Origin of the sequence: Halorubrum sp. Eb13 (assembly GCF_002252895.1) — an archaeon.
Lineage (GTDB): Archaea > Halobacteriota > Halobacteria > Halobacteriales > Haloferacaceae > Halorubrum.
The window spans coordinates 1-26033 of the sequence record NZ_NHPE01000126.1 but is presented as its reverse complement, the minus strand read 5'-3'; the positions used below and the strand labels follow the sequence as shown (position 1 = coordinate 26033).

At 61.1% G+C, this 26033-nt stretch carries 17 protein-coding genes and 4 pseudogenes; 8 read left to right on the top strand and 13 right to left on the bottom strand.

Going from position 1 to position 26033, the window contains the following annotated elements; all coding sequences use genetic code 11:
* Both DJ75_RS13975 and ppk1 (DJ75_RS19305) read left to right on the top strand, forming a co-directional pair.
* On the top strand, window positions 1–828 hold an 828-nt coding region (locus DJ75_RS13975), incomplete at its 5' end, for an RNA-guided endonuclease TnpB family protein (RefSeq protein ID WP_141212048.1).
* 81 nt (window positions 829–909) lie between these two features.
* A pseudogene (ppk1, locus tag DJ75_RS19305) lies at window positions 910–2822 on the top strand (polyphosphate kinase 1); the annotation flags it as partial.
* Window positions 2823–2961: 139 nt separating this feature from the next.
* On the opposite strand, the gene DJ75_RS13965 reads toward ppk1 (DJ75_RS19305), so the two are convergent.
* From DJ75_RS13965 to DJ75_RS13935, 7 genes are all read right to left on the bottom strand, one after another.
* Window positions 2962–3645 (bottom strand): metallophosphoesterase family protein, encoded by a 684-nt coding sequence (locus DJ75_RS13965; protein WP_094525050.1) that lies wholly within the window; start codon window positions 3643–3645, stop codon window positions 2962–2964.
* A 158-nt stretch (window positions 3646–3803) separates the two neighbouring features.
* The gene (locus DJ75_RS13960; protein WP_094525049.1) at window positions 3804–4829 is read right to left on the bottom strand and encodes an AbrB/MazE/SpoVT family DNA-binding domain-containing protein; all 1026 of its coding nucleotides are present in this window, start codon (window positions 4827–4829) and stop codon (window positions 3804–3806) included.
* A 2-nt stretch (window positions 4830–4831) separates the two neighbouring features.
* The gene (gene phoU, locus DJ75_RS13955) at window positions 4832–5503 is read right to left on the bottom strand and encodes a phosphate signaling complex protein PhoU (RefSeq protein WP_094525048.1); all 672 of its coding nucleotides are present in this window, start codon (window positions 5501–5503) and stop codon (window positions 4832–4834) included.
* A gap of 4 nt (window positions 5504–5507) precedes the next feature.
* Window positions 5508–6446, bottom strand: coding sequence for a phosphate ABC transporter ATP-binding protein PstB (gene pstB / locus DJ75_RS13950; protein WP_094525047.1), 939 nt, complete (start codon window positions 6444–6446; stop codon window positions 5508–5510).
* Between the two features lie 5 nt (window positions 6447–6451).
* A complete protein-coding gene (gene pstA, locus DJ75_RS13945; protein ID WP_094525046.1) occupies window positions 6452–8080 on the bottom strand; it encodes a phosphate ABC transporter permease PstA in 1629 nt (542 codons plus the stop codon).
* The gene (gene pstC, locus DJ75_RS13940; protein ID WP_094525045.1) at window positions 8080–9213 is read right to left on the bottom strand and encodes a phosphate ABC transporter permease subunit PstC; all 1134 of its coding nucleotides are present in this window, start codon (window positions 9211–9213) and stop codon (window positions 8080–8082) included. Before pstC ends, pstA begins: the two co-directional genes overlap by 1 nt.
* 163 nt (window positions 9214–9376) lie before the next feature.
* Complete coding sequence (locus tag DJ75_RS13935) at window positions 9377–10621, bottom strand: PstS family phosphate ABC transporter substrate-binding protein (protein ID WP_094525044.1); 1245 nt, start codon at window positions 10619–10621, stop codon at window positions 9377–9379.
* Window positions 10622–10817: 196 nt separating this feature from the next.
* On the opposite strand from DJ75_RS13935, the gene DJ75_RS13930 reads away from it, so the two are divergent.
* The 3 genes from DJ75_RS13930 to DJ75_RS13920 all read left to right on the top strand — a co-directional run bounded on the left by DJ75_RS13930 (window position 10818) and on the right by DJ75_RS13920 (window position 13979).
* Window positions 10818–11756, top strand: a complete 939-nt coding sequence (locus DJ75_RS13930) for a halo transducer protein (protein WP_094525043.1) — start codon at window positions 10818–10820, stop codon at window positions 11754–11756.
* A 144-nt stretch (window positions 11757–11900) separates the two neighbouring features.
* The gene (locus DJ75_RS13925; RefSeq protein ID WP_094525042.1) at window positions 11901–12770 is read left to right on the top strand and encodes a hypothetical protein; all 870 of its coding nucleotides are present in this window, start codon (window positions 11901–11903) and stop codon (window positions 12768–12770) included.
* A 153-nt stretch (window positions 12771–12923) separates the two neighbouring features.
* Window positions 12924–13979, top strand: coding sequence for a PAS domain-containing sensor histidine kinase (locus tag DJ75_RS13920; protein ID WP_094525041.1), 1056 nt, complete (start codon window positions 12924–12926; stop codon window positions 13977–13979).
* Between the two features lie 173 nt (window positions 13980–14152).
* Here DJ75_RS13920 and DJ75_RS13915 read toward each other — a convergent pair whose 3' ends face one another.
* Window positions 14153–14575 carry a low molecular weight phosphatase family protein gene (locus DJ75_RS13915; RefSeq protein ID WP_094525040.1) on the bottom strand — a complete coding sequence of 141 codons (423 nt, stop codon included), beginning with the start codon at window positions 14573–14575 and terminating at the stop codon, window positions 14153–14155.
* Window positions 14576–16974: 2399 nt separating this feature from the next.
* Here DJ75_RS13915 and DJ75_RS13910 point away from each other — a divergent pair.
* Window positions 16975–17472 (top strand): hypothetical protein, encoded by a 498-nt coding sequence (locus tag DJ75_RS13910; RefSeq protein ID WP_094525039.1) that lies wholly within the window; start codon window positions 16975–16977, stop codon window positions 17470–17472.
* Window positions 17473–18149: 677 nt separating this feature from the next.
* Window positions 18150–18458 (top strand): amphi-Trp domain-containing protein, encoded by a 309-nt coding sequence (locus tag DJ75_RS13905; RefSeq protein WP_094525052.1) that lies wholly within the window; start codon window positions 18150–18152, stop codon window positions 18456–18458.
* Window positions 18459–18524: 66 nt separating this feature from the next.
* Here the strand turns inward: DJ75_RS13905 and DJ75_RS13900 are convergent.
* From DJ75_RS13900 to ppk1 (DJ75_RS13890), 3 pseudogenes are all read right to left on the bottom strand, one after another.
* Window positions 18525–19187 (bottom strand): annotated as a pseudogene (locus DJ75_RS13900) (RNA-guided endonuclease TnpB family protein); the annotation flags it as partial.
* Window positions 19188–19513: 326 nt separating this feature from the next.
* Window positions 19514–19834 (bottom strand): annotated as a pseudogene (locus tag DJ75_RS13895) (transcriptional regulator); the annotation flags it as partial.
* Between the two features lie 476 nt (window positions 19835–20310).
* Window positions 20311–22691, bottom strand: a pseudogene (gene ppk1, locus DJ75_RS13890) (polyphosphate kinase 1).
* Window positions 22692–23429: 738 nt separating this feature from the next.
* On the opposite strand from ppk1 (DJ75_RS13890), the gene DJ75_RS13880 reads away from it, so the two are divergent.
* A complete protein-coding gene (locus DJ75_RS13880; protein ID WP_217900392.1) occupies window positions 23430–23888 on the top strand; it encodes a hypothetical protein in 459 nt (152 codons plus the stop codon).
* Between the two features lie 7 nt (window positions 23889–23895).
* Here the strand turns inward: DJ75_RS13880 and DJ75_RS13875 are convergent, their stop codons facing one another.
* Together DJ75_RS13875 and DJ75_RS13865 are read right to left on the bottom strand one after the other, a co-directional pair.
* Entirely contained in the window at window positions 23896–24750 is an 855-nt protein-coding gene (locus DJ75_RS13875) for a hypothetical protein (RefSeq protein WP_094525037.1), read from the bottom strand.
* Window positions 24751–25436: 686 nt separating this feature from the next.
* On the bottom strand, window positions 25437–26033 hold a 597-nt coding region (locus tag DJ75_RS13865), incomplete at its 5' end, for a transposase (protein ID WP_094525035.1).

Genomic DNA, 26033 nt, shown 5'->3' with positions numbered 1-26033 from the left:
ACCTCGAACAAGCTCTCAAACAGTGATCCCCGCGCCGTCATCGGATTCAACAAAGCAGTCCGGACAGTTTGGGCGGGTGAGGAATGGGAACTCCACTTCGTCTGTAAGGTCGAGATCGACGTGGCTGAAGCCCCCGGTGAGAAGACGGTGGGCGTTGATCTCGGTATCAACAACTTCGCCGCGCTCGCCTACGAGGACGGTCACAGCGATTTGTATCCGCTGAACTGTCTGAAGCAGGACGACTACTACTTCAGCAAGCGGATTGCCCGGTGTGATGACTCGAACTCCGAGCAGGCCACCCAGCTGAATCAAAAAAAGTCGGCTCGTCGTACCCACTATTTCCACACGCTCTCGAAACACATCGTTCAGCGGTGTGTTGAGGAAGGTGTTGGAACGATCGTAGTGGGTGATCTCTCAGGGATTCGCGAAGACGATGACACTGATGAGTCGAAGAACTGGGGAAAACACGGCAATCTCGACTTACACTCGTGGGCATTCGACCGATTCACCGACCTCCTCGAATACAAGGCGGAGATGGAAGGTATTGTCGTTGAGGAAGTCTCCGAGGAGGACACGTCGAAGTCGTGTTCTTGCTGTGGTCGTAAACGTGACGCGAACCGTGCTGAACGTGGGTTGTACGTCTGCGACGACTGCGGTACAGTGGCGAATGCTGACGTGAACGACGCTGAGAACATCCGACAGAAAGTATCTCCGAGTTCACCGAATCTGTCGGTGAATGGGAGTAACGGCTGGTTGGCACAGCCATCGACGTTCCTGTTTGACAAGGAAGCTGGTGCATTCGCACCTCAAGAACGGGTCACGTCGTAAACCACAATATCCCAACCCAGCGGCACGGTGCCGTGGGAATCCTCGCGCTTCAGCGCGGGGAGGATGTCAAAGGCGGACGCACAGGAGAAGCTAAGCATCCACTTTCAAGAGTCTATCCTTCCCACGCTGACACCGCTCGCGTTCGATCCGGCGCACCCGTTTCCGTTCATTTCGAACCTCTCGCTTTCGCTCGCGGTGCTCTCGTCGAACGGTGCCGACGAAACGACGTTCACTCGGATCAAGATCCCGCCGAATCAACTTCGGCTCGTAAGTGTTTCCGACGGGAACAGACGGTACGTACTCATCGAGTCCAACCTCAACCTCCTGCTCCCCGACCTCAAGATCAGCGACGTGTACAAGTTCAAAGTTACACGAAACGCCGAGGTGCGGCGGAACGAGGAGGTGGCCGAAGACCTCATCGACATGGTTGAGGAAGTCCTCGAACAGCGTCGCTTCGCGACGGTCGTCCGTCTGGAAGTCGACGACGAGATGCCCGAGGAGTCACTCTCGATCCTGAAGAGACAGCTTGAGGTGGACGACCGAGAGGTGTTCTATCGAAACGGTCCGATCGACTTCGAGGACTTCTTCGAGCTCGTCGATCTCAATCGTCCCGATCTCAAGCCCTCGGAATGGACCCCGAAACCACACCCGCGACTCTGGTCGGTGACGAACGATATCTTCGAGGAGATTCGGGCGGGTAATATCCTCACGCATCACCCGTATCACTCCTTCGAGGGGACGGTCCAGCGGTTCCTCCACGCGGCGGCGAACGACCCGGACGTGCTCGCGGTGAAGGCGGTAATCTACTGGACCGCAAGCGATTCGAAGGTGATCCAGAGCCTCATCGACGCCGCCGAAAACGCGAAATAGGTGGCGATAATGGTCGAACTGAAGGCTCGGTTCGATGAAAAAACAACCTCGAGTGGGTTCGGCAACTCGAAGAGGAGGGGATCCACGTCGCCTACGGGACCGTGGGTCTGAAAACACACGCGAAGACGGCGCTCGTCGTGCGCCAAGAAGACGAAGGTTCAGCTCTACTCGCACGTCGGCACCGGTAACTACCACTTGGGGACAGCGAAGGGGTACTCGGACCTGGGGCTGTTGACCGCCGACCGGGATATCGGATTCGACCTCACAAAGGTGTTCAATTTCTTCACCGGACCGACGCTCGACGACCGCTTTCGGAAGCTCCTGATCGCACCTGTGACGATGCGGGAGCGGTTCACGGAGATGGTCAGGCAAGAGGCAAAACACACCCGCGCCGGTCGGCGGGCGCGAATCGTGGTCAAGGTGAACGGGCTCGAAGGCCCCTTGATGGTCGAGGAGCTGTACCGTGCCTCAATGGCCGGAGTCGATATTGGTTTGATCGTCCGAGACATCTGCCGGCTCCGACCCGGCGTCGAAGGGGTGAGCGACAACGTCACCGTACACTCGATCGTCGGCCGCTTCCTCGAACACGCCCGGATATTCTACTTCGAGAACGAGGGCGAACCCCGGTGGTATATCGGATCGGCCGATTGGATGACTCGCAACCTAGACTACCGCGTTGAGGCGGTCGCCCCCGTCGAGACCACGGAGCTCCGAGAGCAGCTCCGGTTCGTCTTGGAGGCCTCCCTGAGCGACAACCGCCGTCGGTGGGTGATGCGGAGCGACGGGAGCTACGAACGGGTCTCAACCGACGATGGACTGATACAAGACATCCAAGAGCGCTGATGGCGGCCACGGAGGCAGCTCTTGACCGCGGATACGGGCCCGGAATGGCGGTCGATCCGGACCGTATCGAAGAGGAACTGCTCGTCGAGAACGTCGGAGAGAGCGAGCCGGACGCCGACCCCGCGGAGCCCAACGGGATCGCTCCCGATAACGACGGAGGACGACCGCATTCGGACGGCGGCGACGCGTCCGTCTTCGACGCATACGGCGAGCACTGGTATCGTCCGGACAGCGACACGTACAGTTGGGTGGTCCGTACGACCGACGGTGAGCGACGATAGTTCAAGACACGGGGTGGGGCGCGCCGTCGGCTACGGGCAGAGTACAACGGCTCTGAGGGCCGAAACGAGGAGTAAATCAGCGGCATCATCGTCGCTCCGCTTCCACAGAGACGGACTTGACCGCAGCCGTTGAGGCCGCTTAGGCGGGATCGACGACCTTCGAGCTGGCGCGATCCTGATGTGTCTTCGACGCGACGGTACGGAACTCGTCGTTCCGGTAATCGTATGCGGTGAGCTCTCCGCCGTAGACGCAGCCGGTGTCGAGCCCGACGGCGTGTTCGCGCTCCACCGGCCGATCGTGGACCGTGTGACCGAAGAAGACGCGGTGCGGTCCGTCGTAGTCGTCGTACCAGAACGGCCCATCGTACCCGTCGCCATGTGGGGAACGCATCGTCAACAGCTCGTCGGTGGCGTGGTCTTCGAGCGATCGTTCGGGGTCGACGCCGCCGTGCACGACGAGGACGGTGTCGAACGAGATCGCGATCGGAAGCGACTCGAAGTACTCTCGGTCCCCCTCGCGGAGCCAGTCGGGGTCTTTGTCGCCGCGCAGGATCTTCTGTTCGTTGTTCCCGCGGACGCTGACGAGACACGGGTCCGCGCGGACGAAGTCGACGACGCCGGGGCTGTCGGGGCCCTTCCGCACGAGGTCGCCGACGAAGATAACGAGGTCATCATTATTTAATTCGAGCCGCGAAATGAGCCGTTTGAGTGCGTCCAAGCTCCCGTGAACGTCTCCGACGACGTAGATATCTTCGTACCGATCGACGTCGAACCGAGTGTGATGTGTTTCGATGTCGGCGCCGAACTGAGGTTTCGTGCTCATGTATTGGTGTTAGAGGGAGCGTGCGTCCCCGTTTGAACCGGCGTTCAATCACGTGTAGCCACTCGCCCGGTTAAGGCGTTTCTAATAGCGGACTATACCGCTATGTAGCCCTCGTGGGCGCGGGTCGACTGTCGTGACGTCAGGAGGGGTCAGCGGCGTTAGTTCGCCCGTTCCGGCTCTGGATCGCGTATCGACTCCCCGCAACGGACCGCGCGACGGAGGCCGACCTCCACGATGCGATCGCCGCACTCAGCGGTTCGGCGCAGTCCCCGCGAGACGCGGCGGAGCTCTGCTGCGTCGCTCCCGCCGTCGGCCAGTTTTTGGTCGAAGGCGTCGAGACGCTCCCGGATCTGTCGCAGGTCATCAATTGCGGTCCGTGCCACGTCGACGTTCGCGTCGCCGAGGACGACGTCCACCCCGTCGGACACGGTCCCGCGGACCGCGTCGCCGATGTCGCGACACTCCTCCAGTCGCGCCTCCACGGGGGCCTCGTCGAGCGATGCCGCGGCGTCACCGATTTCCGCCGCGGCGTCGCGGACGCGATCCAGCTCGCGCATCGCGGTCCACGACTCGAACAGCTCCGAACGGTTCTTCCCGAGGGAGTCGACTTCGCCTAGGTCCGCCATGCTACAGGAGACGGACCGTTCGATCATCGCCGACAGGCGGTCGACCTGATCCTCACGGGAGCCGATTGGCGGCGAGTCGGGGGGTGACACGAGGGCAGCGACGGCATCGCGGTGGACCGAGCGCACGGTGAACGCCAGCTGCCGGAGCGACTGGCTCACCGACACCTCCTCCGAGTCCAGCATGATCCGCACCGTCGTCCCGGCCCCCGACTCCGCGGTAACCGACATCCCAATCCGCTCGCGGGCGACCCTCTCGACGACCCGCCGGGCTTCCGGCGTGAGCGGTCCGTCCCGCTCGATTGTGACCTCTCGCGCGCCGGCCACGTACGCCGCCCGCAGCGCGCGCTCGATCATCTCCGGATCGCTGGACTCGATCAGAGTGGCGGACGGCGCCTCGTCGCCGGTTCGCTCTCGCGCTTGGACCGCCAACACCCCGTCGATGTAATCGTGTAGCGTCACGACGTCGCCGGCGGAGAGGCCGTGCGACTCGGCCCATGCCTTCGGGAGCGAGACCGTGTACGTTCCGTTTCCGACGGTCTGAATCTTTCGCGTTTCCATAATCAGTAGAGCAGCTCCGGGTCGTTCTCGACCATGTACAGGGTGCGCGCCGCGATATTCACGGCATGGTCCGCGACCCGCTCTAGGTCTCGGATCGTCAGCAGCACTCGCGAGACATCGTCCAACAACCGCTCGGCGGCCCACGAATTGTCATCGTTCTGCGCTATCAGGTCTCGGGTGACGCTCTCGCTGGCGTGTTGACACATAGCATCAACCTCGTCGTCGGCCTCGGCGATCGCGCGACACTCGTCGGCGTCCCGCGTCTCGTACGCCGCGAGGCTGCGTTCGAGGAGCGCGCGCGCCGCCTCCCCGAGCGCCTCGATCTCCGCGTCCGGCGCGACCGTCCGCGTCGCGGTCCGCGAATAGTTCGCGAGGTTGACGGCGAGGTCGCCGACCCGTTCGAGGTCGGTGATGATTTTGAACGAGGCAGTGACGAACCGGAGGTCGCCGGCGACCGGCTGCTGGAGCGCGAATAGGTCAACGCAGCGGTCCTCTAACCGCAGGTACGTCTCGTTTATTGCGGCGTCGCCGTCGATGACGTCTCGCGCTAGCGACTCGTCTCGGCGCTCGATCGCTTCGAGGCTCCTGTCGAGTCGCTCGACGACTTGATCGCCCATCGCGAGCACGTCGGACTGGAGCTCGTCGAGCGAGTCCTGATAGCGTTCCCGGGGCATGCGATTACCCGAACTTCCCCGTAATGTAGTCTTCGACGCGCTCGCTGTGCGGGTCCTCGAACACCTGGTCGGTGTCGCCGTACTCGACGAGCTCGCCGCCCGTGAGGAACACCGCGGTCTGGTCCGAGATGCGCGCGGCCTGCTGCATGTTGTGGGTGACGATGACGACGGTGTACCTCTCCGAGAGGTCGTCGATCAGGTCCTCGATCTTCGCGGTGGCGATGGGGTCGAGCGCCGACGCGGGCTCGTCCATCAGGATGATCTCCGGGTCGACCGAGAGGGCGCGGGCGATACAGAGGCGCTGCTGTTGCCCGCCCGAGAGCCCGAGCGCGTTGTCGTCGAGGCGGTCGCTCACCTCGTCCCACAGCGCTGCGTCGCGGAGGCAGCGCTCGACGAGTTCGTCGCGCTCCTCGGCGTCGCTCCGGTTCAGCAGCCGGGCGAGCAGCCCGGTATCGAGGTCGCCGTGCTTCTTCGGGCCGTAGGCGATGTTCTCGCGGATCGACTTCGGGAACGGGTTCGGCGACTGAAACACCATCCCGACCCGCTTCCGAAGCTCGACGAGGTTGACCCCGTCCTGATAGATCTCTTCGCCGTCCAGCTTCACCGAGCCGTCGATCCGGGCGGAGCTGACCCGGTCGTTCATCCGGTTGAGACAACGGAGGTACGTCGACTTCCCGCAGCCGGACGGGCCGATCAGGGCGGTGACGCTCTTCTCCGGGATCTCCATCGAGACGCCCTTCAGGGCGTGGTCGTCGCCGTAGTGGACGTCGAGGTCCTCGACGGTCATCTTCGCCTCACCGGCGAACTCGTACTCGGTCCACTCGTCGCGGGTCTGCTCGACGGTCTCGCCCGTCGTCGTGGTCAGCGGCTGGTCGGTGTCTGTCGTTTCGGTATCTGTCGTCGCGGTCTCCGTCTGCGTCTGTGGAGTAGTGTTCTCGCTCATTGGATTCAGGTGTGCTTGAGGCGCCGCCGGAAGTAGTAGCGCGTCGCGATGCCGATCGCGTAGAAGGAGAGGACGACCATCAGGAGGACCAGCGCCGTCGCCCAGCGGAACTCGTCGGCGTTCCCGACGTTGCTGCTCGCGCCGACGCCGGCCGTGATGAGGGCGTACAGCTGGTACGGGAGCGCCGAGGTGGCCTGGAGGAGCTCCGGGTTCGCGACGAACGGCGGCGCTGCCGTGAACTGGAAGCCGCCGATGACGTCGGCCGTCTGCTCGCCCGGAACGAAGGTGCCGCCGGCCATCGTCAACAGGATTGGCGCCGTCTCGCCGGCGATCCGGCCGACACCGAGGATGACGCCGGTGACGACGCCCGGGAGGGCCGCCGGCAGCACGACGCTCCGGATCGTCTGCCACTTCGACACGCCGAGAGCGGCGCTCGCGTCGCGGTACTCGTCGGGAACGGAGAGCATCGCCTCGCGCGAGGTGATGACCACGAGCGGCAGCAGCATGAAGCCGAGTGTGATCATGCCCGAGAGCAGCGACTTCCCGTTGCCGAACCGCGGGATGAGGAAGGCGAACCCGAACAGCCCGAAGACGATGCTCGGGGTGCTCCACAGCCCGTTCGTCGCGACTTCGACGACCTGCGTGAACCGGCCGCGCTCGGCGTACTCGGTGAGGAACAGCGCCGCACCGACGCCGAGCGGGACCGCCAGCACGACCGCGCCGATGACGAGCCAAACCGTACCGACGATCGCCGGCAGCACGCCCTGGAAGTCGTTGAACAGGGCGACGCCGTTCATGAGGAACGGAACCGAGACCGGGAGCGCGACCGACACGCCGAAGATCGACGTCGTCGGTCCGGTCCCGAGTCCGAACTCGGTGCCGTTCAGCAGGCCGGGGATCCCCTGAACGACCACGAAGGCGACGAGGATGAACAGGAAGGCGACGATGGAGAGCGCGTTCACGTAGACGAGCGCGTACGCGCCCATGTGTCGCCCGCGGGCGCCGAAGCCGCCGTACGCCTTCGCCGACGCCCAGCCTCCGTACAGCGCGCTGAACAGCGTCGAAACGGGGATGAGGAACTCCGCGGTGATCGCGGCCTGCTGTGCCCAGCCGAGCTCCCACACCCACGTCGGGCCGATGGCGCCCGTCAAGAAGACGAGCCCCGTCACCCCGAGGAGGGCTCCGAGCGGGACCGTCGATCCGAGGTCCTCGCGCGGGAGGACGGTGGCCGCGAACACGACGGCGCCGGTAGCGACCCCGGCGACGACGCCGACTCCCGCGCCGAGGCCGAGCGTCTGGCTCGCGACGCTACCCCCGATGACGACCCACGGGATGGCGGCGCCGAAGCCCGCGATGAGCCCGGCGCTCGGGTCCGGATTCGTCTCGACGTAGCCGAACCGCGACCCGACGCCGAAGGCGATCACCGTGACGCCGAGCGCGGTCAGGAGGCCGCCGAGCAGCGTCACGGTCTGCACTCCGACGATCGTTCCGGTGAGGCTGATCCGTTCGAACATCGCAGCGATGGCGAGCGCGAACAGCACCGCCGAGAGCCCGACGGCCACCGCGGCGACGGCGTCCGTCTGGTTCGTCTCCGACTCGACCAGCCGCGTGTCGGTCTGGCCCGCTCCCGCCATCAGATCTCACCCCCCAGTCGCTTGTGCATCCGCCATTCGATGTACTGCGCGCCCACCGAGATGACGAGGACAGTGACGAACAGGATTACGCCGGCGACGAACAGCGCGTCCATCTGGAGCCCGTCGGCCTCGCCGTAGTTCCGCGCGATGATCGAGGTCAGCGTCTCCTGGCCGTAGAAGACGTTGACCAGCGGTTCCGTGAGCCGGGGGACGCCGCGGAGCATCACCGTGGCGGCCATCGTCTCGCCGATCGCCCGGCCGACGCCGAGCAGGACCGCGGCGGAGACGCCCGAGAACGCCGCCGGCAGCGTGATCGAGGTCATCGTCTGCCAGTCGGTCGTCCCCATCGCCAGCGACCCGCTCTTCATCGACTCCGGGACGCTGCTTAGCGCGTCTTCCGCGACAGAGACGACAGTCGGGAGCGCCATCAGGCCGACGACGATGCCGACGAAGAGGTACGACCCCTGTCCGACCGTCTGGAACTGGTCGGAGGCCCACGGGCCGAGCACGGTGAAGCCGATGAACCCGTAGACGATGGAGGGAATGCCGGCGAGGATCTCGACGCCCGGCTTGACGACCTCGCGGACGGTCGCGGGAGCGATCTCCGAGAGGAACAGCGCCGCCGAGACGCCGAGCGGCGCGGCGACGGCCGACGCGATGAGCGTCACCATCACCGTGCCGTGGATCATCGGCACCATCGAGTACCGGATCGGCGGCGAGACCGCGTCCCAGTTCGGCTGGATGAACATCCGGAGCCCGGGGACCGTGATCCCGTACACCGTCGCGCTCTCGTACCGGATCACCGGGATCGACTCCCGGAAGATGAACACGATGATCAGCCCGAGAATGAGGATCGTCGACACGGTCATCATCAGCGCGATGAGGTACGCCGTCTCCTCCTGATAACGGACCCAGCCAATCGCCGACGAGGCGAGGAAGGTGGCGAAGGGGACGATAGTCCAGTTCGAGACGGCGAGGAATCCGACGAGCGCGCCGAGGAGCGACAGCGCCATCACCGCGAGGATCGCCAGCGCGGCCGGTTCGGTCTCGTCGGCGAACCGCTTGGTCCGCCGGACCTGCTCGGCGACCGCGCTCCGGATCCGTCCGTCTCGGGGGTCTGTTACCTGTGCCATGGATTTGGTATGAGTGGCATGTGCGTTTCGTGTATCATAGAAGTGTTTTCACATCGAAGGCGGATTCCGAACGTCTCGGGAGCGCGGGCGTCCGGGGGAGACGATCCCCGGGCGGCGCGACGGCCCTATCACGGCGTGTGACGGAGTCCGATTCGGTTCGGACCTACGGCGCCAGCAGGTCCTCGGTGGCGACCGACGAGACCTGCTCTTTCATCGATTCGAGGTCGCTCGTCGGGAGCGGGATGTAGTTGTTCCCCTCAACGAAGACGGTCTGTCCGTACTCGTTGAGGAACATGTTAACGAACGCCGCCTCGCGCTGGTCGTACCCGCCGCCGTCGGGGTTGCTCTCCTCGATGAGCGTGTACATGTGGAGGTCACGGTTGAGCGGGTAGCTGCTGTCAAAGATGGTGTTCTCCGCGTCACGGCTGGTCTCGTACAGCGTCCCGTCGAACTCGATGGCGATCGGGGTGACTGTCTCGCTGGTGAACGCGAGCGCCATGTACGCGATAGCGCCCTCGTTCTGGGAGACGGCCTGGGCGACTTGCTGGTTCTGTCCAAAGCGCGTGTCCACGCCCGACATCGAGGCGTCGGCGCTGCCGAGCATGTTCAGGCGGAACGAGGTGTCGGTGCCCGACCCCTCGGCGCGGCCGATGGCGTAGATCTCCTGGTCGTAGTCGATGCCGTCGATCTGGTTCCAGTTCGTGATCTCGTCCTGATAGATCCCGCGGATGTCCTCGCCCGTCAGTTGGGTGACGCCGGCGTCCGCGACGTCGGAGCTGATGACGACCGGCTGCCCGTCGCGGCCGACGACGTTGTCGACGACCTCGTTCTGGGCCTTCTCCTCGCTCCAGCCGAGCTCGGCCGTGATGGGGCCGGAGGAGTTGCCGATGTCGACGAGCCCCTCGGTGACCGCCTCGCAGCCGGTTCCCGAGTGGCTCAGGCCGACCGTCGTCGGGAACGGCGGCGAGGAGCGCTGCTCGGTCGGCTCGAAGCCGAACTTCGAGGCGAAGTAGTCGGCGAGGAGCATGTCGTCCGCGCCGTCGGACGAGAGCGCGTTCCAGCCGGGGACCGAGCCCTCGTCGTTCGCGCCCCAGTACTCGCCGTCGCTCGGCGGGGCGTTGGAGTTCCAGTACGAACTCCCCGTGTTCGAGATCGGGTACACCGTCGACGAGCCCTCCGCGTTGAGCAGGGCCGTGCTCGGACCGGAGCCGCCATCGCCGCCGTCGCCGCCGTCGCTGCCGGACCCGCCGTCACCGCCGTCACCGCTGGAGCCGCCGTCACCGCCGTCACCACTCCCGCTCTCGCTCTGATCGCCACAGCCCGCCAGGCCGGCGGTGCCGAGCGCTCCCGAGGTGATGAGGACCTTCCGCCGCGATACGACGCCGTCAGTCCAGTTCCGGTCTGACATCAACTGAGGGGATACCTTACTATAAAAAGAAAGCTTATAATTCTAATATATTCGAGGACAGAGAGCCACGTAGCGGTACCCATCCTATATATTACCCTTTCGGCTATATACTACGCAATATCGGTATGTTGGGGACTGTTCATGAATGATCGACTCTGACGGAAGGTATAGGGCCCCCCGTCGGAAATGCCGAGGTATGAGTGAGTTCGCGCCCCCAGAGGTTCACCTCGACGAGCTCGTCGACGACGTCGCCGACCGGACGGGTGAGGACCCGGAGTCGGTCCGGACGTGGCTCGACCCGTTCACCGACGACGGGAGCGTCACGCCCGAGGCGATCGAGGCGACCGTCACCGACGTCTCGCAGATACTCGCCACCGCCGAGACGCGGGTGGACCTCGCGACGCGCACCGTCGAGGACGCGAGCGACGCCGTCGCCGACGTCCCGAACCTGGAGATCGTTGGGGTCCGACAGAACGCCTTCGAGGAGCGGCTCGCCGATCTTCGGTCGGACGTCGAGGAGCTCGGCGGGGAGCTCTCGGCGGCGGCGAACGACCTCGACTCGCCGGTCGATATCTACGAGGCCGCCGTCAACCTCCACGAGGTGACGACCGACGCGCAGCGGATCGTCCGTGTCGCTCACGACCTCGAAACCGAGATCGAGGCGTTCGAGGCGTGGCTCGGATCGGCTAACCGACGTCGCGACGCGCTCGTCGACGACGTCGAGGCCGCCGAGGAGTCCGTCGAGTCCCTCGGAGAGACCGTCGAGTCGCTTCGGAATGTGGACGACCCTGGCCTGGAGCGGTGGTTCGACGCGGCCGTGCAGGCGCGCGTCCTCGACGTCGTCGTCGCCGATCTCCGGGCCGAGGCGGCCGGCCTCCGCGAGTGGGCGGAGCGCGAGGACAAGTCGTTCCCGGACGACGTCGAGACGCGGATCGAATCGATCCGGGACGAGGCTACGGCGAGCGCCTCGGCGCTCGCGGACCATCCCGACTGGGACGATCGGTTCGACGAGCGGCTCGAGGATCTCGACGCCGCGCTCTCAGCCGTCGAACCGCCGGTCGCCTGGGGCCGCGTCGACGAGGTAATTCAGGAGGCACGCGAGGGGATCGCGGCCGACGGACCGAGCGGGGACTGAGGACAGGTCGCCCGGATTGCGGCCCCGATGACTCCGTTTTCGATCCGGTCCCCAACCCGGGGACGGATCAGCGATGCGTCGGCGGTGGCGATTGTAGCGCGGGGCGCCAACAGCTTCATTATCCGGTGACCACGAGAAAAAATTGTGTCTCAAAGGGGCCCCGCTGCGATCGCAATAGCGTTTCTCCTTGTTCTCGCGGGGTGTGGGGGCGTCGCCTTCGATGACCCCGCCCCGACGACGGACCCTCCGGCGACGGGTTCGACGTCGAACTCAACCACCGTCTCCGACGAGACGCTCGCCGACGCCGAGTTCCCGGAGGGGTTCTCCCGGTCGGAGATCGATATCGCGACGGCTCGCAGGCTGTCGATCACGTTCCTCCGGACGGAGCCGGTTTCCGGGGTCGCTCTCGAACGATTCCGTCCCGGCGCGTACGCCGACTACCAGTACGAAGCGAACGCGACGCGGACCAGGTTCCGCCTCGACGTGCACAACGGATACGCTGACGTCAGCCAGAGCGACGTCTACGTTGAGTCGAACGTTCGACACAGCCGTAGCGGGCGGAACGGGCAGGCCGCTTTCGAGGCGACGAACGGCTCGGTGGACGAGACTCGGTTCCGCGCGGCCGATTCGATGTGGGCCGTGGTCTCCAGGATTCTGACGATCGGCGAGTTTCGAGCGGTCCGGGTCACCGAGAACGCCGACGAACGCCGCATCCGATACGCGATCACCGACGTCGCCGCCCGGAACGCGACCGACGTTCGAGGGTACCTGACCGTCGACGGAGACGGGGTCGTCCGAGAGGCTCAACTTCTGTACGGCCAGGGGGGCGAGCCCAAGCGGTTCCAGTACAGCGTCACGTCCCGTTCGGCGAGCGGCGTCGCGCCGCCCGCGTGGCTCCCCGCCGCTCGCGCGAACAGTCGCTTCGAACCCGGATCAGAGACGAACGTGGGATCGACGGTCGACGGAACGAACGACAGCGAGAATAGTAGTCGGTGGGTTAGGATCCGCGGGTAGCCGAGACCCTGTCGTTCGAGCTGATCGGAGTAGTTGGCGTCTTTTTCCAACATAAATGACAGTCTTATGGCATGACTGGTAGCCGATTCGATAGAGAAATATATATTCCTCATAGTAACACCAAAGAGTCGTACCCCCCGTTTTCACCGTGTCGTGTCCTCAAAAAAGTCGGTGGCGCTCCCGTCCGAATACGACACACTATACCTCGGTATCGGACTGTACGATCCGAGCTCCGGAGATATTCTAGATGCGAACGAGCGGTTGGAACAGATACTCGGATACCCCCTCGATAAGCTACGTAGGCTCTCGGTGGACACGTACACGGCGAACACGTATCCACAGTCGGCGTCCGAGTTCCGCGACCGGCTCCGAGCGAGCGCCGACGGTGACCCGCAGCGGTTCATCTGGCGAGCCAAACGAGCCGACGGTGAGCTCGTCTGGCTTCAGCTGCATGTATCTCAGCAGCGCTTCTCAGAGCGGGATTGCGTCATCGTCGAGGTCCGGGATATCACCGATCACTACGAGTCGCGTCACCGGGCCGAGCTGTTCTGGCGTATCCTCCGACACAACCTTCGGAACGAGGCGGCGATCATCCTGGGCTATGCGGATCAGATCGCGACACACAGTAGAGTCGAGGGGATATCGGAGAGCATCGCTGCGATTCGTTCCCGCGGTGAAAATCTCGGTAGCATGGCCGAATCGGTGAAAGAGATCGAACGAGCGATCACGGACGCCCGGGCGGAACACGTCCGGCAGCCCGCGCTGGCCACCGTCAGGGAGGTCGCAGCCCGAACGAGGGCCGAGTACCCCGCCGCGGAGATATCCGTCGAGGAACGCGAAGAGATGTGGATCGAAGTGAACGACGCGTTCGGTTACGCGGTCAGACACGCGGTTGAAAACGCGATCGTTCACAGCACCGAACGGGCCCCGACCGTCGAGATAACGGTCGGGCCCTCACCGAACACCGGTCGCGTCGAGATCCGAATTAAGGACGCGAATCCGACGATCCCGACGGAGGAAATCGAGGCGCTGTTCGCACCGGCCGAGACCACGAACACGTCTCACGGGTCAGGGATCGGTCTGTTCGCGATGAAGTGGTGTATCGAGTCCCTCGGTGGCGAAGTGATGTTCGACACCCGAACGCCGCGAGGGAACGTCGTCCACCTGTATCTCCCGTCGAAGCGGCCGCCCGATACGGCCGATGAGTGACATCCACGCGACGACCCGAACGAGCGGCTCCGTTGAACCCCCCTGGACCTGAGATGAAGCCCGTGTCGAACGAAGCGGACGGAATCAGGGCGGCCGGATCCCACAGATGAGCCCGTTGAGATCCGATTCTCCGGGCGAATCCTTGCCTGAAACGGCCGGTCTAGGAGACTTGCCTACCGCTCGGAAGTGTATTCGTCGAAGAGCGTTGAAACACGCTGCTGGATCTCATCCCGGATACGGCGAACCTCTTCTAATGACCGTCCGTGCGGGTCGTCAAGTGCCCAGTCGCGGACTTCGACGTCCGCGTTGAGTTCCAGTGTCGAACAGCCCATCGTTGCAACGATGGTCGCGTTGTTGAGGTCCGTCGTCGAGACTTTCTGTGGAACACGGTCGGAGAGGTCGATATCGACCTCCGCCATCGCTTCGACGACCTCGGGATGGACCTCCTCAGCGGGCTGTGTTCCCCCCGTTAAGACGTGTACTGTGTCTTCAAGCCCGCGCCGTGAGCGTTCCCGTTCGGCGAACGCTGTCGCCATCTGACTTCGGCCCGCGTTCTGTACGCAAACGAAACCAAGCGTTACCCTCTCATCGTTCATACGATGTCTAGTATCAAAACAATCATAACACTATCTAAGATTGATATTGAGCGGTATATAGACCGCACCGAGCGGAACCGGGGTTGAACTATCACTAATAAGGATCTGTTAAAATCCTCAAACGGTGATATATTTTCGGCGGCGTGCTGAATACAGAGCGCGCACGCAGCAGACGGACCAGAGGTAAGTGATCGCTCGTCGCACTCGGCGTGTGGAGAACAGGTTATCCGCTGGCGGTCGTAAAATAAATTATGATATTCACAAAATAGTTTATTGACTGTGCTGATCCGTAGCATATGCTCGATTGGGTCCCCGAAAACCCCAAGGTGCGGGCTGCTGCTGCCTCGATTAGTGCGGTGTTTAGTGCTTCCGTCTACTCGAGAGTTACTCCGCTGGGGAGATCGAGCGTTGAGACATCGAACATTTCGGTACCTGTGGCGGTCACGCTCCGGCCGAGAAGCCCCGGTCGCGAAACGTGGACTTCGAATCCACAGTATAGTTGCCGGGGGAGCGCGGTACTCGACGGTCGGAAGCGACCCGCGACCGTGATCGTTCCATCGGAATGCACCTCAGGAGCGTGGACAACAAGATCACGTCGAGAATCGTGATAGCCGTAGGTTGTCTGTATCTCGGGCCATTGGTTCGGGTGGACAAACGCTCGGAGGCCTGCGACGTCATCGTAGCTCCGGGGAATACCCAGTCGGAACCGAAACCAGTCTGCCTCATAGCCTTTGAATCCCTCTCCAGCGGCGATCCCACCAACCGTAGAATTCAATCGAAAGGTCAGGACTGGTTCGCTCGGTTGCTCTGGCCCGGCTGTATCAAACGCCCGGAGCCGTATCGCTGCGTAGCCAATACCGTCGTTATCATCGCCGTTCTCGACAGCGCGTGCGGGGTAGTCCCAGAGTATCGTTTCGCCGTCTGTTCGAGTAGCGACGTCGACGTCATCGGTAGTTCCGAGACTGCGACCAGAACACCCGGCTAAACTGAGGCTGCTAGCCGTTATACTGCCGGCGACAAACTCCCGCCGAGAGTGAGTGGAGGGCTTCCCAACCATGGTTACGGTGCTGTTTCAGCACTCTGTATAATTTATTTTTCTTTGATCCAGTCAGGCGTTACTGGATGAGCAGGCAGGTAATGACATGGCATGTGTCGCAATACTTTCCGTCCACAAATCAAGCACGACCACTGTTCGATAGACAAAATTATTGACTGTTTGCAATTTGTTCGACAGCTATCACTAGTCGATAAAAAAGGTATAGAAGAAATATACTCACTCCGATACTCAACAATCCACCCCACACGCGGCCCAGAGTACGAAATTAGCAGTAACAAGCATACTGTACAGGAAGGACAAAACGAGTAGGCTGACGACGGTGGGTACGGTAAAGCGAGGAACTTTGTTTCGCAGATCGGCGACAGCCATATGGGGTAGATGCGGTTTAGCTATCTTAAATTCTGTGACGTTTTGTGGAGCTCACGGCCGTGCTACCGATGTGGTTCAGCGTGAAATATCCGGAATAAGCACCTTGTCGCGCTGATATATGAATATTTTATACCATCTTTGATTGTCTTCGAGTAGTTAGCGAAACCACTGCAAGTTGAACGTGAGTCGCAATTCTTTGGTGACAAATTGGCAGATGGAAAAAATATACAGCAATCTTGGTCAGTCGGAATCAAAGAATCAAGCCCAGAGACATGATTTGGACTCTCTGAGACTACTCCGTGGTAGAGCAGCCATCAAAATTAGGAATACTCGGCATATCTCTGAACGTTCCATCGAAGTCAATTCGAACAGTTACAGAATAGCAATCACCCCGTCGGCTTGTCGGATACGTCCGCTGGATTGAATCCGCACCTCCGTCAAGTCGTGCACTGACCGTATATTCGCGTGCACCGGTTGGAATTCCGTCTTGTTGAGTGAGAACTGGTTGTGGCTCGTCACCCGGGGGAACGCGCTGGGTTGCTTCAAATACTGTTTCGTTGTCGCTTCCTATTTTCACCCGGACATCGTGAGGGACATCATCCATGTTCAAGAAGACGAGTTCACCAATCCTTGTACGTGAGCGAGCAAAGATTCCGATACATCCAGTCATTCCCACTGCAACTCCAGCACTCAAGGCAGCTAAGATCCTGCGACGTGAATAGTTGGCAGACATGTTCTGCGCTACATTATCCGACCGTCAAAACGTCTCTGGGACTGGGCATGCAGTTCGCAATATCACTGAAACCCTGTATCAATAGGAAATGTCTGATAAAAATGAGCACCTCGTGATGTATGCATCATCTGTATTCAGCAGCCGGTTCCTTTCAGTATCTGAGGATTTCAACAGGGCCACTAATAAAGGATTTCGACGGAGCCCGCAAGTACTTTGTAATGGTCGATCGTACCCGAACCGGTGTCGCGTCGAGACGTTGTCCTCCCGCTCATCGTCCTGCTCGTTCTGATGACTGCCGGGTGTACGGCCTTCGACGCCTCCTCCGCCGACGTGACCGTCGAAAATTCCGAGTCGTCGAGATACCAGATGACGGTCTACGTGTTCGAAGAGCCGGTCGGCGCGGGCAACGTCACGTTTCGGGTGACGAACGAGACAGGCACCCGGAAAACGATAGGATTCGCTCAACTCGAAACCGGTGGTCCATACTTCAACCACTCCCTAGGCAAGGAGTGGAACGCGACGGAACGCCAAGTGGCCGTCCCGGCGAACGAAACGACGACCGCCTCGTTCGGCGCCTGGGAGCCCAGCACGGCGATCGTATACGTGTTCGAAGGAGCCGACGGGCGCGTGATACGGACCGATTTTGCCGAGTGCGCGTCAGGCTCACTGAGTCACACCTTCGTGTTCTCGGAGGGACCCGAAAACGGGTACCGAACGCACTGTCCACCGGCTCCGTAGAAGCACTCGATCCCGCGGTTCTCACGGTTACACCGGACACAAACCGGTCTCCGAGAGATCACTGTCCAACTCGATTTCCTGTTCGGCGAGACCGCAGGCATCACTGACCGAAGCTCGCGGCGGCGCCGAACGAGAACGTGGTAGCCGCTGACGTGTATCACGGCCGCTTCGGTGGCGGGAACAGGGCGGTCCGAACGTGGTGTGGGCGCTTGACTGATTTCGTAGACTAATTCGCATCTCTTGCCGGCGGCCGACTCCTCTTTTTCACCCTCAGTACCCACCGATATCCGGTCAGTGTCGCGGGTCATCTGTTCTACACCAGTGCCCATCCTCGACCGCGAGTTGAGCGATTATAATAGGCGAATAGTTGGGTTGACGGCGGCACTGAGAAGCATATACTCATGGGGCCGCTTTCGTTCTGGTATCATCAATTCTCGATCGTTAGACGCGTTTACCACCCGTCCTGTGTCGGGACAGCTTCCTTCGAGCGCCTGCGCCAACAGTCGAAAGAGTGCTGAACACGAGTAGGATTCGAAGGGTAGACTGAGACGAGCGGTTACGCATGACAGGGTGGAGCGCAGTGGACTGTCCCGAGGGGGTAGCCGCGGTATCTTCACCGCTCGCCGTACAGTGACGGTACCACACCATTTATTTAGGTTCGCCTAAAATAGTACATGATGACACAATCCGACGCTAATACTCAAGATGAGAAGGAGAGCGACCTGACCCTCATCAGGGAGGGGCGAGACTTCGAACAGGAGTACCGTCTGTCCGCCGCTGAGGCGGGGCGTTTCTTGGTTAAAGTCGGTGAGCAGCTCCAGGAGAGCGATGAACTAACCATAACCGGTGACGAGTGGGAGCTCCCGTTTAGTTTCGGTGAACCGGTCGAGCTTGAAGTGGAGTACGAAGGCTATGGTGAACAGGAGCTGGAAATAGAGGTCGAGATCCCTGGGCGGACCGACGAGACGGCACCGTCCGTTGATTGACATCCTCCCCGCGCTGAAGCGCGAGGATTCCCACGGCACTGCGCCGCTGGGTTGGGATATTGTGGTTTACAACGTGACCTGTTCTTGAGGCGCGAATGCGCCAAGCTCTCTGTCAAACAGGAACGTCGATGACTGTGCCAACCAGCCGTTACTCCTATTCACCGACAGATTCGGTGAACTCGGAGATACTTTCTGTCGAATGTTCTCGGCCCCGTTCACGTCTGCGTTTGCCGTCGTCCCGCACTCGTCGCAGACGTACAACCCACGCTCGACACGGTTCGCCTTCCGCTCGCGGCCACAGCACGAGCATGACTTCGACGTGTCGCGCTCAGACACCTCCTCAACGGAGATACCTCCCATCTCGGCCTTGTAGGTGAGCAACTCGGTGAAGCGGTCGAACGCCCACGAGTGTAAGTTGAGGTTGCCGCGTGTGCCCCAGTCCTTCGACTCACCGTTCTCGTCATCCTCACGGATGCCAGAGAGATCGCCGATCACAATCGTCCCGACATCCTCCTCGACACACCGCTGGACAATGTGTTTCGAGAGCGTGTAGAAGTAGTGCGTGCGTCGCCTCGATTTCTTCTGGTTCAACTGCGTGGCCTGTTCAGAGGTCGAGTCGTCACACCGAGCCAGCCGCTTGCTGAAGTAGTAGTCGTCCTCTTTCAGACATTTCAACGGGTACAGCCCGCTGTAACCATCTTCGTGGGCGAGTGCCGCGAAATTGTTGATAGAGAACGCGAGCGCATACCTCCGTCTTCAGGCGGAGGTTGAGCGGACCCCCGGTTCGTTTGTCGATGGATTCATGTTGTGCCCCTTGGTTAGAATGAATACGACGGAATCGGTGAGAGGCCGCCCCCGAACCACAAGGGGGGTCGCAAACCAGCGGTGGTTCGCACGGCGATGACACGGATTCCGATGGGGCCTCGTTGACCGGGCCACAGCCCTACGAGGGAGACAAACGAGAGTTCCCCCGGTGTGTCGCCGGTTCCCTCCGAGTGCGGGTTGGAACCGAAGGGCGTCAGTTGCCCGAATCCGATGGGTGGATTCCCGCGTCTTCAGGCGCGGGAGGAGGTCAATCGGAGATGATACTCACTGTCGTAGCGTCCCTGTTCGCTTCGCGTTGGGTCGAGAAGCGGATACCCGCTCGCGAATGTCTTGAGGAGCGTCTCACGCGCCGGGAGGTCGATGCCGAGCTGGTCGGCGAGGTAGACGATCCGCTTGGTCGCAGCGCCGTTGTCGAGGCGCTTGAGGTACTCGCCGACCGTGTCCCAGTCGCAACCCCGTTCGTCGGCGGTGCGCATCGCAGTTGCGGGTTCCCGAAGGCCACCACAGAACTCGGGGTGGTCAGCACAGTCGTCCAACGTCTTCTCTAGGCTCTTAGCCACTATCCGAAGTGGAACTGTGGTGGACGATTAACGAAACACTCGGCCTAGTGTCCATGCGGTCCCGTTCGCCACGGAACAGAACAGAAAGAGGCCGATAAAAAGAGTAGCCGGTCCCGAGTCGTAATACCCGATACCGAGAGCAACAGTCACCAATGAGCCGAGGCAGATTCCCACAATTGGAGCCAGTCCCAACAGAACGCTGATCAAGATTCTCACACGCTCGTAACCGTGCACTCCAGCGATCAGGGCCCCACCGAGGACGCTACCGGACAGAACGACATTCGAAGCGAAATTGTAGGCCCCGGCGCTGATTCCGTCACCAGCGTAACCGATTCGAAGGACAGCGTACGCTACTACGGTTGCCGCACAAAGAACGAGTACACCGGTGGCGACACTGAGACCTTCATCGATCAAGGATCGATCGGAGAGTATCTGACTCTCAAATAGCGAACTCCTCATGAACGTAGTCACTTGTACTCAGTCTGAAGTCGGTCCCGTGCTCCGTCGCGCGTTTTGAAGTATCGTCGGTCGCCTTCCGCCGTCCGAACAGCCCAGTCGTACGTCTCGCTATCAGGACGGTACCAGTGATCAGAGTACACATCGAACACAGACAAGTCTCCCCCATCGGAGTGTGTCTGTTTTTCATCGGTATTGGGATCGGCTTCGTCCGACACCTCGGATCGAGCGTCCGTCTCAATCTCCGTGACATCCTCAACGAGAAGCGCTTCCTCGATCAGATCCGTATCGACGATCATTCCCGGACCGTAGCCGTGGTCAACTGCTGCTTCCGTCGCTGTCATCAGTATCTCTTGGATGTCTCGAACCGGGTCGTCGTCGGAAGAGACCGCTTCGTAGGTTCCGTCGCTTTGCATCACCCATCGACGGCGGTTATCTGTTAGCGACGCCTCCAAAATGAATCGGAGCTGTTCGCGCAGTTGCGTGTCTTCGACCGGTGTGACCGCTTCTACTCGATAGTCGAGATTCCGGGTCATCCAATCCGCGGAGCCGATGTACCACTCGGGACTGCCTCCGTTCTCGAAGTAAAATATCCGAGCGTGTTCGAGGAATCGGCCGACGATCGAGTGGACGGTGATATTCTCGCTTAGTCCTTCAATGCCGGGACGAAGCCGGCAGATATCTCGAACGAACAAATCAATTTCGACGCCGGCCGCCGAAGCGCGATAGAGTTCTTCGACCATCGACGGGTCTTCAAGCCCGTTTATTTTGACCACTATCCGTGCCCGCTGACCAGCACGAGCATGCTCGGCCTCTCGTCTGACCATCTCCGTGAACCGCTCACGCATCGTGACGGGTGCGATCAAGAGCTTTCGGAAGCGGTCGTCGAGCGTCGGTCCGGTGAAGAAGTTGAACACCTTCGTGAGATCGAACCCAATATCTCGATCAGCGGTCAACAACCCCAGGTCGGAGTACCCTTTCGCGGTTCCTGAATGGTAGTTTCCGGTGCCGATGTGCGAGTAGAGCTGAACGCCATCGTCCTCTCGGCGCACGACGAGCGCCGTCTTCGTGTGCGTTTTCAACCCTACAGTCCCGTACGCGACGTGGATGCCCTCCTCTTCGAGTTGCCGAACCCATTCGAGGTTGTTTTCTCGTCGAACCGAGCCTTCAGTTCGACCATCACCGCGACCTGCTTGCCGTTGTCGGCGGCATTGATAAGGCTCTGAATGACCTTCGAGTCGCTCGCGGTTCGATAGATTGCCGCCTTCACCGCGAGCACGTCGGGATCGGTCGCGGCCGCGTTGAGGAATCGCTGAACCGTCCCCTCGAACGAGTGATATGGGTGGTGCGCGAGAATGTCCCCGTGTTTAATTTCGTCAAAGATACTCTTTGTCTCATCCCTGGTATCACTCGCCAGTGAGCCTAATCGGGGATGAGGCTTTGGTGACCACGCCGGTGGCTTGAGATCGGGGCGATCGAGATCGATAAGCTCGAAGAAGTCCTCAAAGTCGATCGGTCCCTCGCGGTGGAACACCTCTCGGTCGTCGACCCCGAGCTGATCTTTGAGAATCGTCAGTGACTCATCGGGCATATCGGCGTCAACCTCCAGCCGAACCACCGTCGCGAAGCGTCGCTGTTCGATGACCTCCTCAACCATGTCGACGAGGTCTTCGGCGACCTCTTCGTTCCGCCGCACCTCGGCGTTTCGCGTCACCTTGAATTTCGATACGTCACGGATATCGAGATCGGGGAGCAACAGGTCGAGGTTACGTTCGATGAGGTCTTCGATGAGAACGTACCTGTCAGCCTCGCCAGAAGCGCTGATGAGGCGTGGTTGATTCGGCGGAATCTTGATCCGGGTGAATGTCGGCTCGTCACCCCCGTTCGACGAGAGCACAGCGAGCGAAAGCGAGAGGTTAGAGATGAACGGGAACGGGTGAGCGGGATCGAATGCGAGCGGGGTTAGTGTTGGCAGTATCGACTCCTCGAAGTGCGTCCGTAGCTGTTCTTGATCTCCTTCGGGTAACTCGTCAGGGGTACAGATCTCGATCCCTTCGTCGGCGAGCGTCGGTTTGAGAACAGACTGCCAGTATTCCGACTGCTGCGCAAAGAGCGGGCGTGCGGTGTCGAGTACTTCGACCCACTGCTCTTTTGGTGTCCGTCCGTCGGGCGTCGTCTTCGTCACACCGGCGTCAATCTGCTGTTTGAGTCCGCCGACGCGCTTCATGAAGAACTCATCAGTGTTTTTCGTGAAGAACGCGAGAAATCGGAGCCGTTCGAGCGGCAAATTCCGATCGTCTGTTCCCTCTCGGAGAACTCGCTCCTGAAACGCCAATTCGGAGAGTTCTCTGTTGAGGTAGTACTCTGGGTCCGTGAGATCTCTCTCGTTCACAGGATCACCCGCATGGAGCAAGTCGATGCTGTGAGCCGACTCCTGGGCCTACGAAATCGGGATTGTCCTGCTATCGCTGACTCAGTGGGAAAGGTCCCTTCCAAATGGGAGAGCGATACTCGCCTTTCGGGTTCACCCGATTGTAGTCGGTTACTCTTCGGCATCTGGTCAGAGAGACGAGACTTCGACAGAGGATTCAGGTGCCGACGGAGACCCCTCGTCACCGGACGGAGTATCGTCCGGAAGCCACGTATCGTCGCGTTCCGTCCACTCTTCGATCGGAAGTTGCTGATGAGTCTCTGAGGGAATGACAATTTCAGTTGCGTCAGAAACTATCCCGTACTTTCGAATCCCCATCTTGGGTTCATTGAGGTCGTGACCGCGTAGATGGGTGTTCACGTGAGAGTACAGGTCCTGTTTTGAGTACTCGTTTCGTCGGCCTTCGAGTGCGCGAACGGCGTCACAAATCGGGCACCTGAGGAGCACAGCGGATTCCATGAGTAACCGGTGGTACGCTAACTACAAGAAGCCCGATTCATACTGCTACATACCAATATATAATATTAATAGAGTAGTATATATCACTTTTAAATAATTTTGCTGGCGTGATCGCCGTGCGAGATATGATCCGTGTACCGTGCCGCGGAGCACGGTATTCGGTTCTGGTGACCCTAGTGAGATCATCTCGTCTAGATAATAGTAACAGCTTTAGAAAACGAGACAGAAGGCCCGAACACAATGCCCTCCACCGACCGACGCGCACTTCTGGCGGGTACGAGTGCGGTGCTTACTTTCCTCAGCGGCTGTGCGGATCTGGGTTCGTCCTCGGATCAACGCAACGGGGAATCCGACCCGCATTGGGTGAGCACGTACCTCGGTGACCGTGAAAAGACCCACCGCGTTACGGTCACGGTTACGAATGCGAATGGCGACGTCCTTTTCGAGCGGGAATACCAGCTTTCAGACAGTAACGAGGCCGACGAGGATGCGACGTTTCCGGCGTCGACCGACCCCGAAACGATCGCTGTGACAGTCGACGGAACTAGGTTCGAACGCGACTGGCCGGGCTTCGAGCAGCGGGCACTTCCCTGCGACAGCTCGAACGAGGCCGGTGTCGAGATCTACGTGGAGAATGCTCAAGACGGGACACCGGACGTTCAACTCGAAGCAGACTGTCAGTCGATCACCGGCGCGTGAGGCTGCCTCACGCGTCAGCGATCGTCTGAAACTGCGTCGGGTCTCGGAGGAATTCCCCGCCCGTGTCAGCGATCGCCGACCGGTCGATGTACTCGACGCCGTCGTCGTACACCGTTAGCACGGGCTCGTCTTGGAAGTCGCCGACCGGGCGAGACGCGACGCACTCTATCCCGACGTACGTCCCTCCCGGGAGGGTCGGTGCGTCGGCGTACGCCGCCGGGAGGTCGTCCCTGTGAACGCCCGCGAGCATGTGACCGGGGAGGATCACCATCGCGGTCCGGTAGCCGAACGTGGGTTGCGAAAGCATCCCGATCAGCAGATACGTGAGGTCCTCGCAGTCACCGCAGCCGTCGACGAGCGTCTCCTCGACGGTTCGGATGTAGTCCGGCGTTCCCGTCGATTCCGCGTCCGTCACGTATTCGAGCGAGTGGACGAGTCCGATCGCGGCTTCAAAACGGACCGACTCGGGAAGCGACCGCCGAACACCCCTGCCCGTTACGCTCGCGTCGATGAGCGCCTCCGTGAGCCGCTCGGCATGAGCGCTCGCCTTCGCCGCTTCGAAGCCACTCAGGTATCTGTGCGTCTCGTCGGCCGCTTCTCTGTACGCGGACCGTTCGATCGGAAACTCCAGACGCCACTCTCGCCCGGACCGGTCCGTCCACTCGTACGTCATGGCGTAGCCGTCTGCGATCCGTTCCCGAGCGACCGAATCTCTCGCGTCGATGGGTGTCGGCCGCGTCGGCTCGCTCGCAGAAAGAGCCAGCACCGCAGACCACAGATCGGACAGTTCGACGACCGAGGAAGCGACGACCCCGAGCGCGACTCGGTCCAGCGCTTTGTTGAGGAGTTCCCGTCGTTTCATGCCCACCGACGGATCACCTCGGATTCGTTCGTCACCGGTAGAGGCGTCCGAAGCGGCGGCGGGCGAAACATCCGAGTCCGCGTTGACCAGAGCATCGGATTCGACGGGGACCGGCAGCGTCGGGCTTCCCGACCGTCTCGCCCGCCGCGGTCGCGGTACATCCGGGGGGTTATCGGAAGCATTCGGGCTTGACGACGGAGTCGACGTCCACCGTCACCCACGTCGACAGCCGCTCGTCATCGGTCGCCTCTGCTGGGAACACCGTGACCCGATCGGGACCCGACGACCGCCTGTCGACTTGATGTACCAGACCGGTGAACGCAGGATCCACCGATTTCCGTCCGGTCGTCTCATCGTTCCTCGGCCTCCGGTTGGTATCCGTTGTCATCTGTTGCTCGTTCGGGTTATTCGGCAGCCTGGGCTTGAACCCTTATAATAGGTGAACGGACGCGTCAGAAGCCAACCGGAGGGATATATACTCGTCGTGATCGGTCCCTTTTGACCGGTCTCGCTCGGCGGAGACGAGTCCACTCCGACATTTAGATCGCAGTTTTTCAGATTGAGATAATCAGACTATGGCGTAGGCCCGGACGGGATTCCAGAGATGAGCGATCATGTCATAGTCGGTTTGCTACAAATTCGATTCTCTCTTGATTGCTTTGTCGAATCGGATGACTGCGTCGGGGTCACTGTTTGAGCGCCTGCTTGGGATTGTAGACTGCGGCGGTCAACACGAGTTTGCGGAATTCGCGGTACCACGCGTGAGGGTGGACAGCGGGGCCGAATCGACGCTTGATGGCCGAAAAAGCGGTCTCGGCCATCCAGCGTTGGCCGTATAACTCGCTGTCCAACCGTGCGTTGTGGGCGTGATCGTACGCAGCAAACAGCCGGTGACGCAGCAACGGCCGGACGCCCTTTGATCGGAGGGCGTCCAAGAGAGATTGGTCGTCATAGCCTTTGTCGCCGGCGAGACTCTCTACTTTCCCGGTGTTGCGAAGAGCGACTCGACGGCCAGTTTGTGTGTTGTGAGGCCAGTGTGCCGAGCTGTGAAGATCAAGGATGGCACACGAGTCTGTATCGACGAGCGCCGTCGTTTTGAGCGTGCGTCTGTGGCGATCCGAGCGATGTTGGTAGTGTCTCGATGCCGTTTCGCGGTCGAAGAACGTGGCATTGATGGCTCCGTACGAGCCCGGATCGCAGATGGTCGCGGACTCACGAAGGAAGCCACGCCACACCGACATGGGCACCCTCTCAAACGACCGATACAGCGTTGAGGGTGCGGG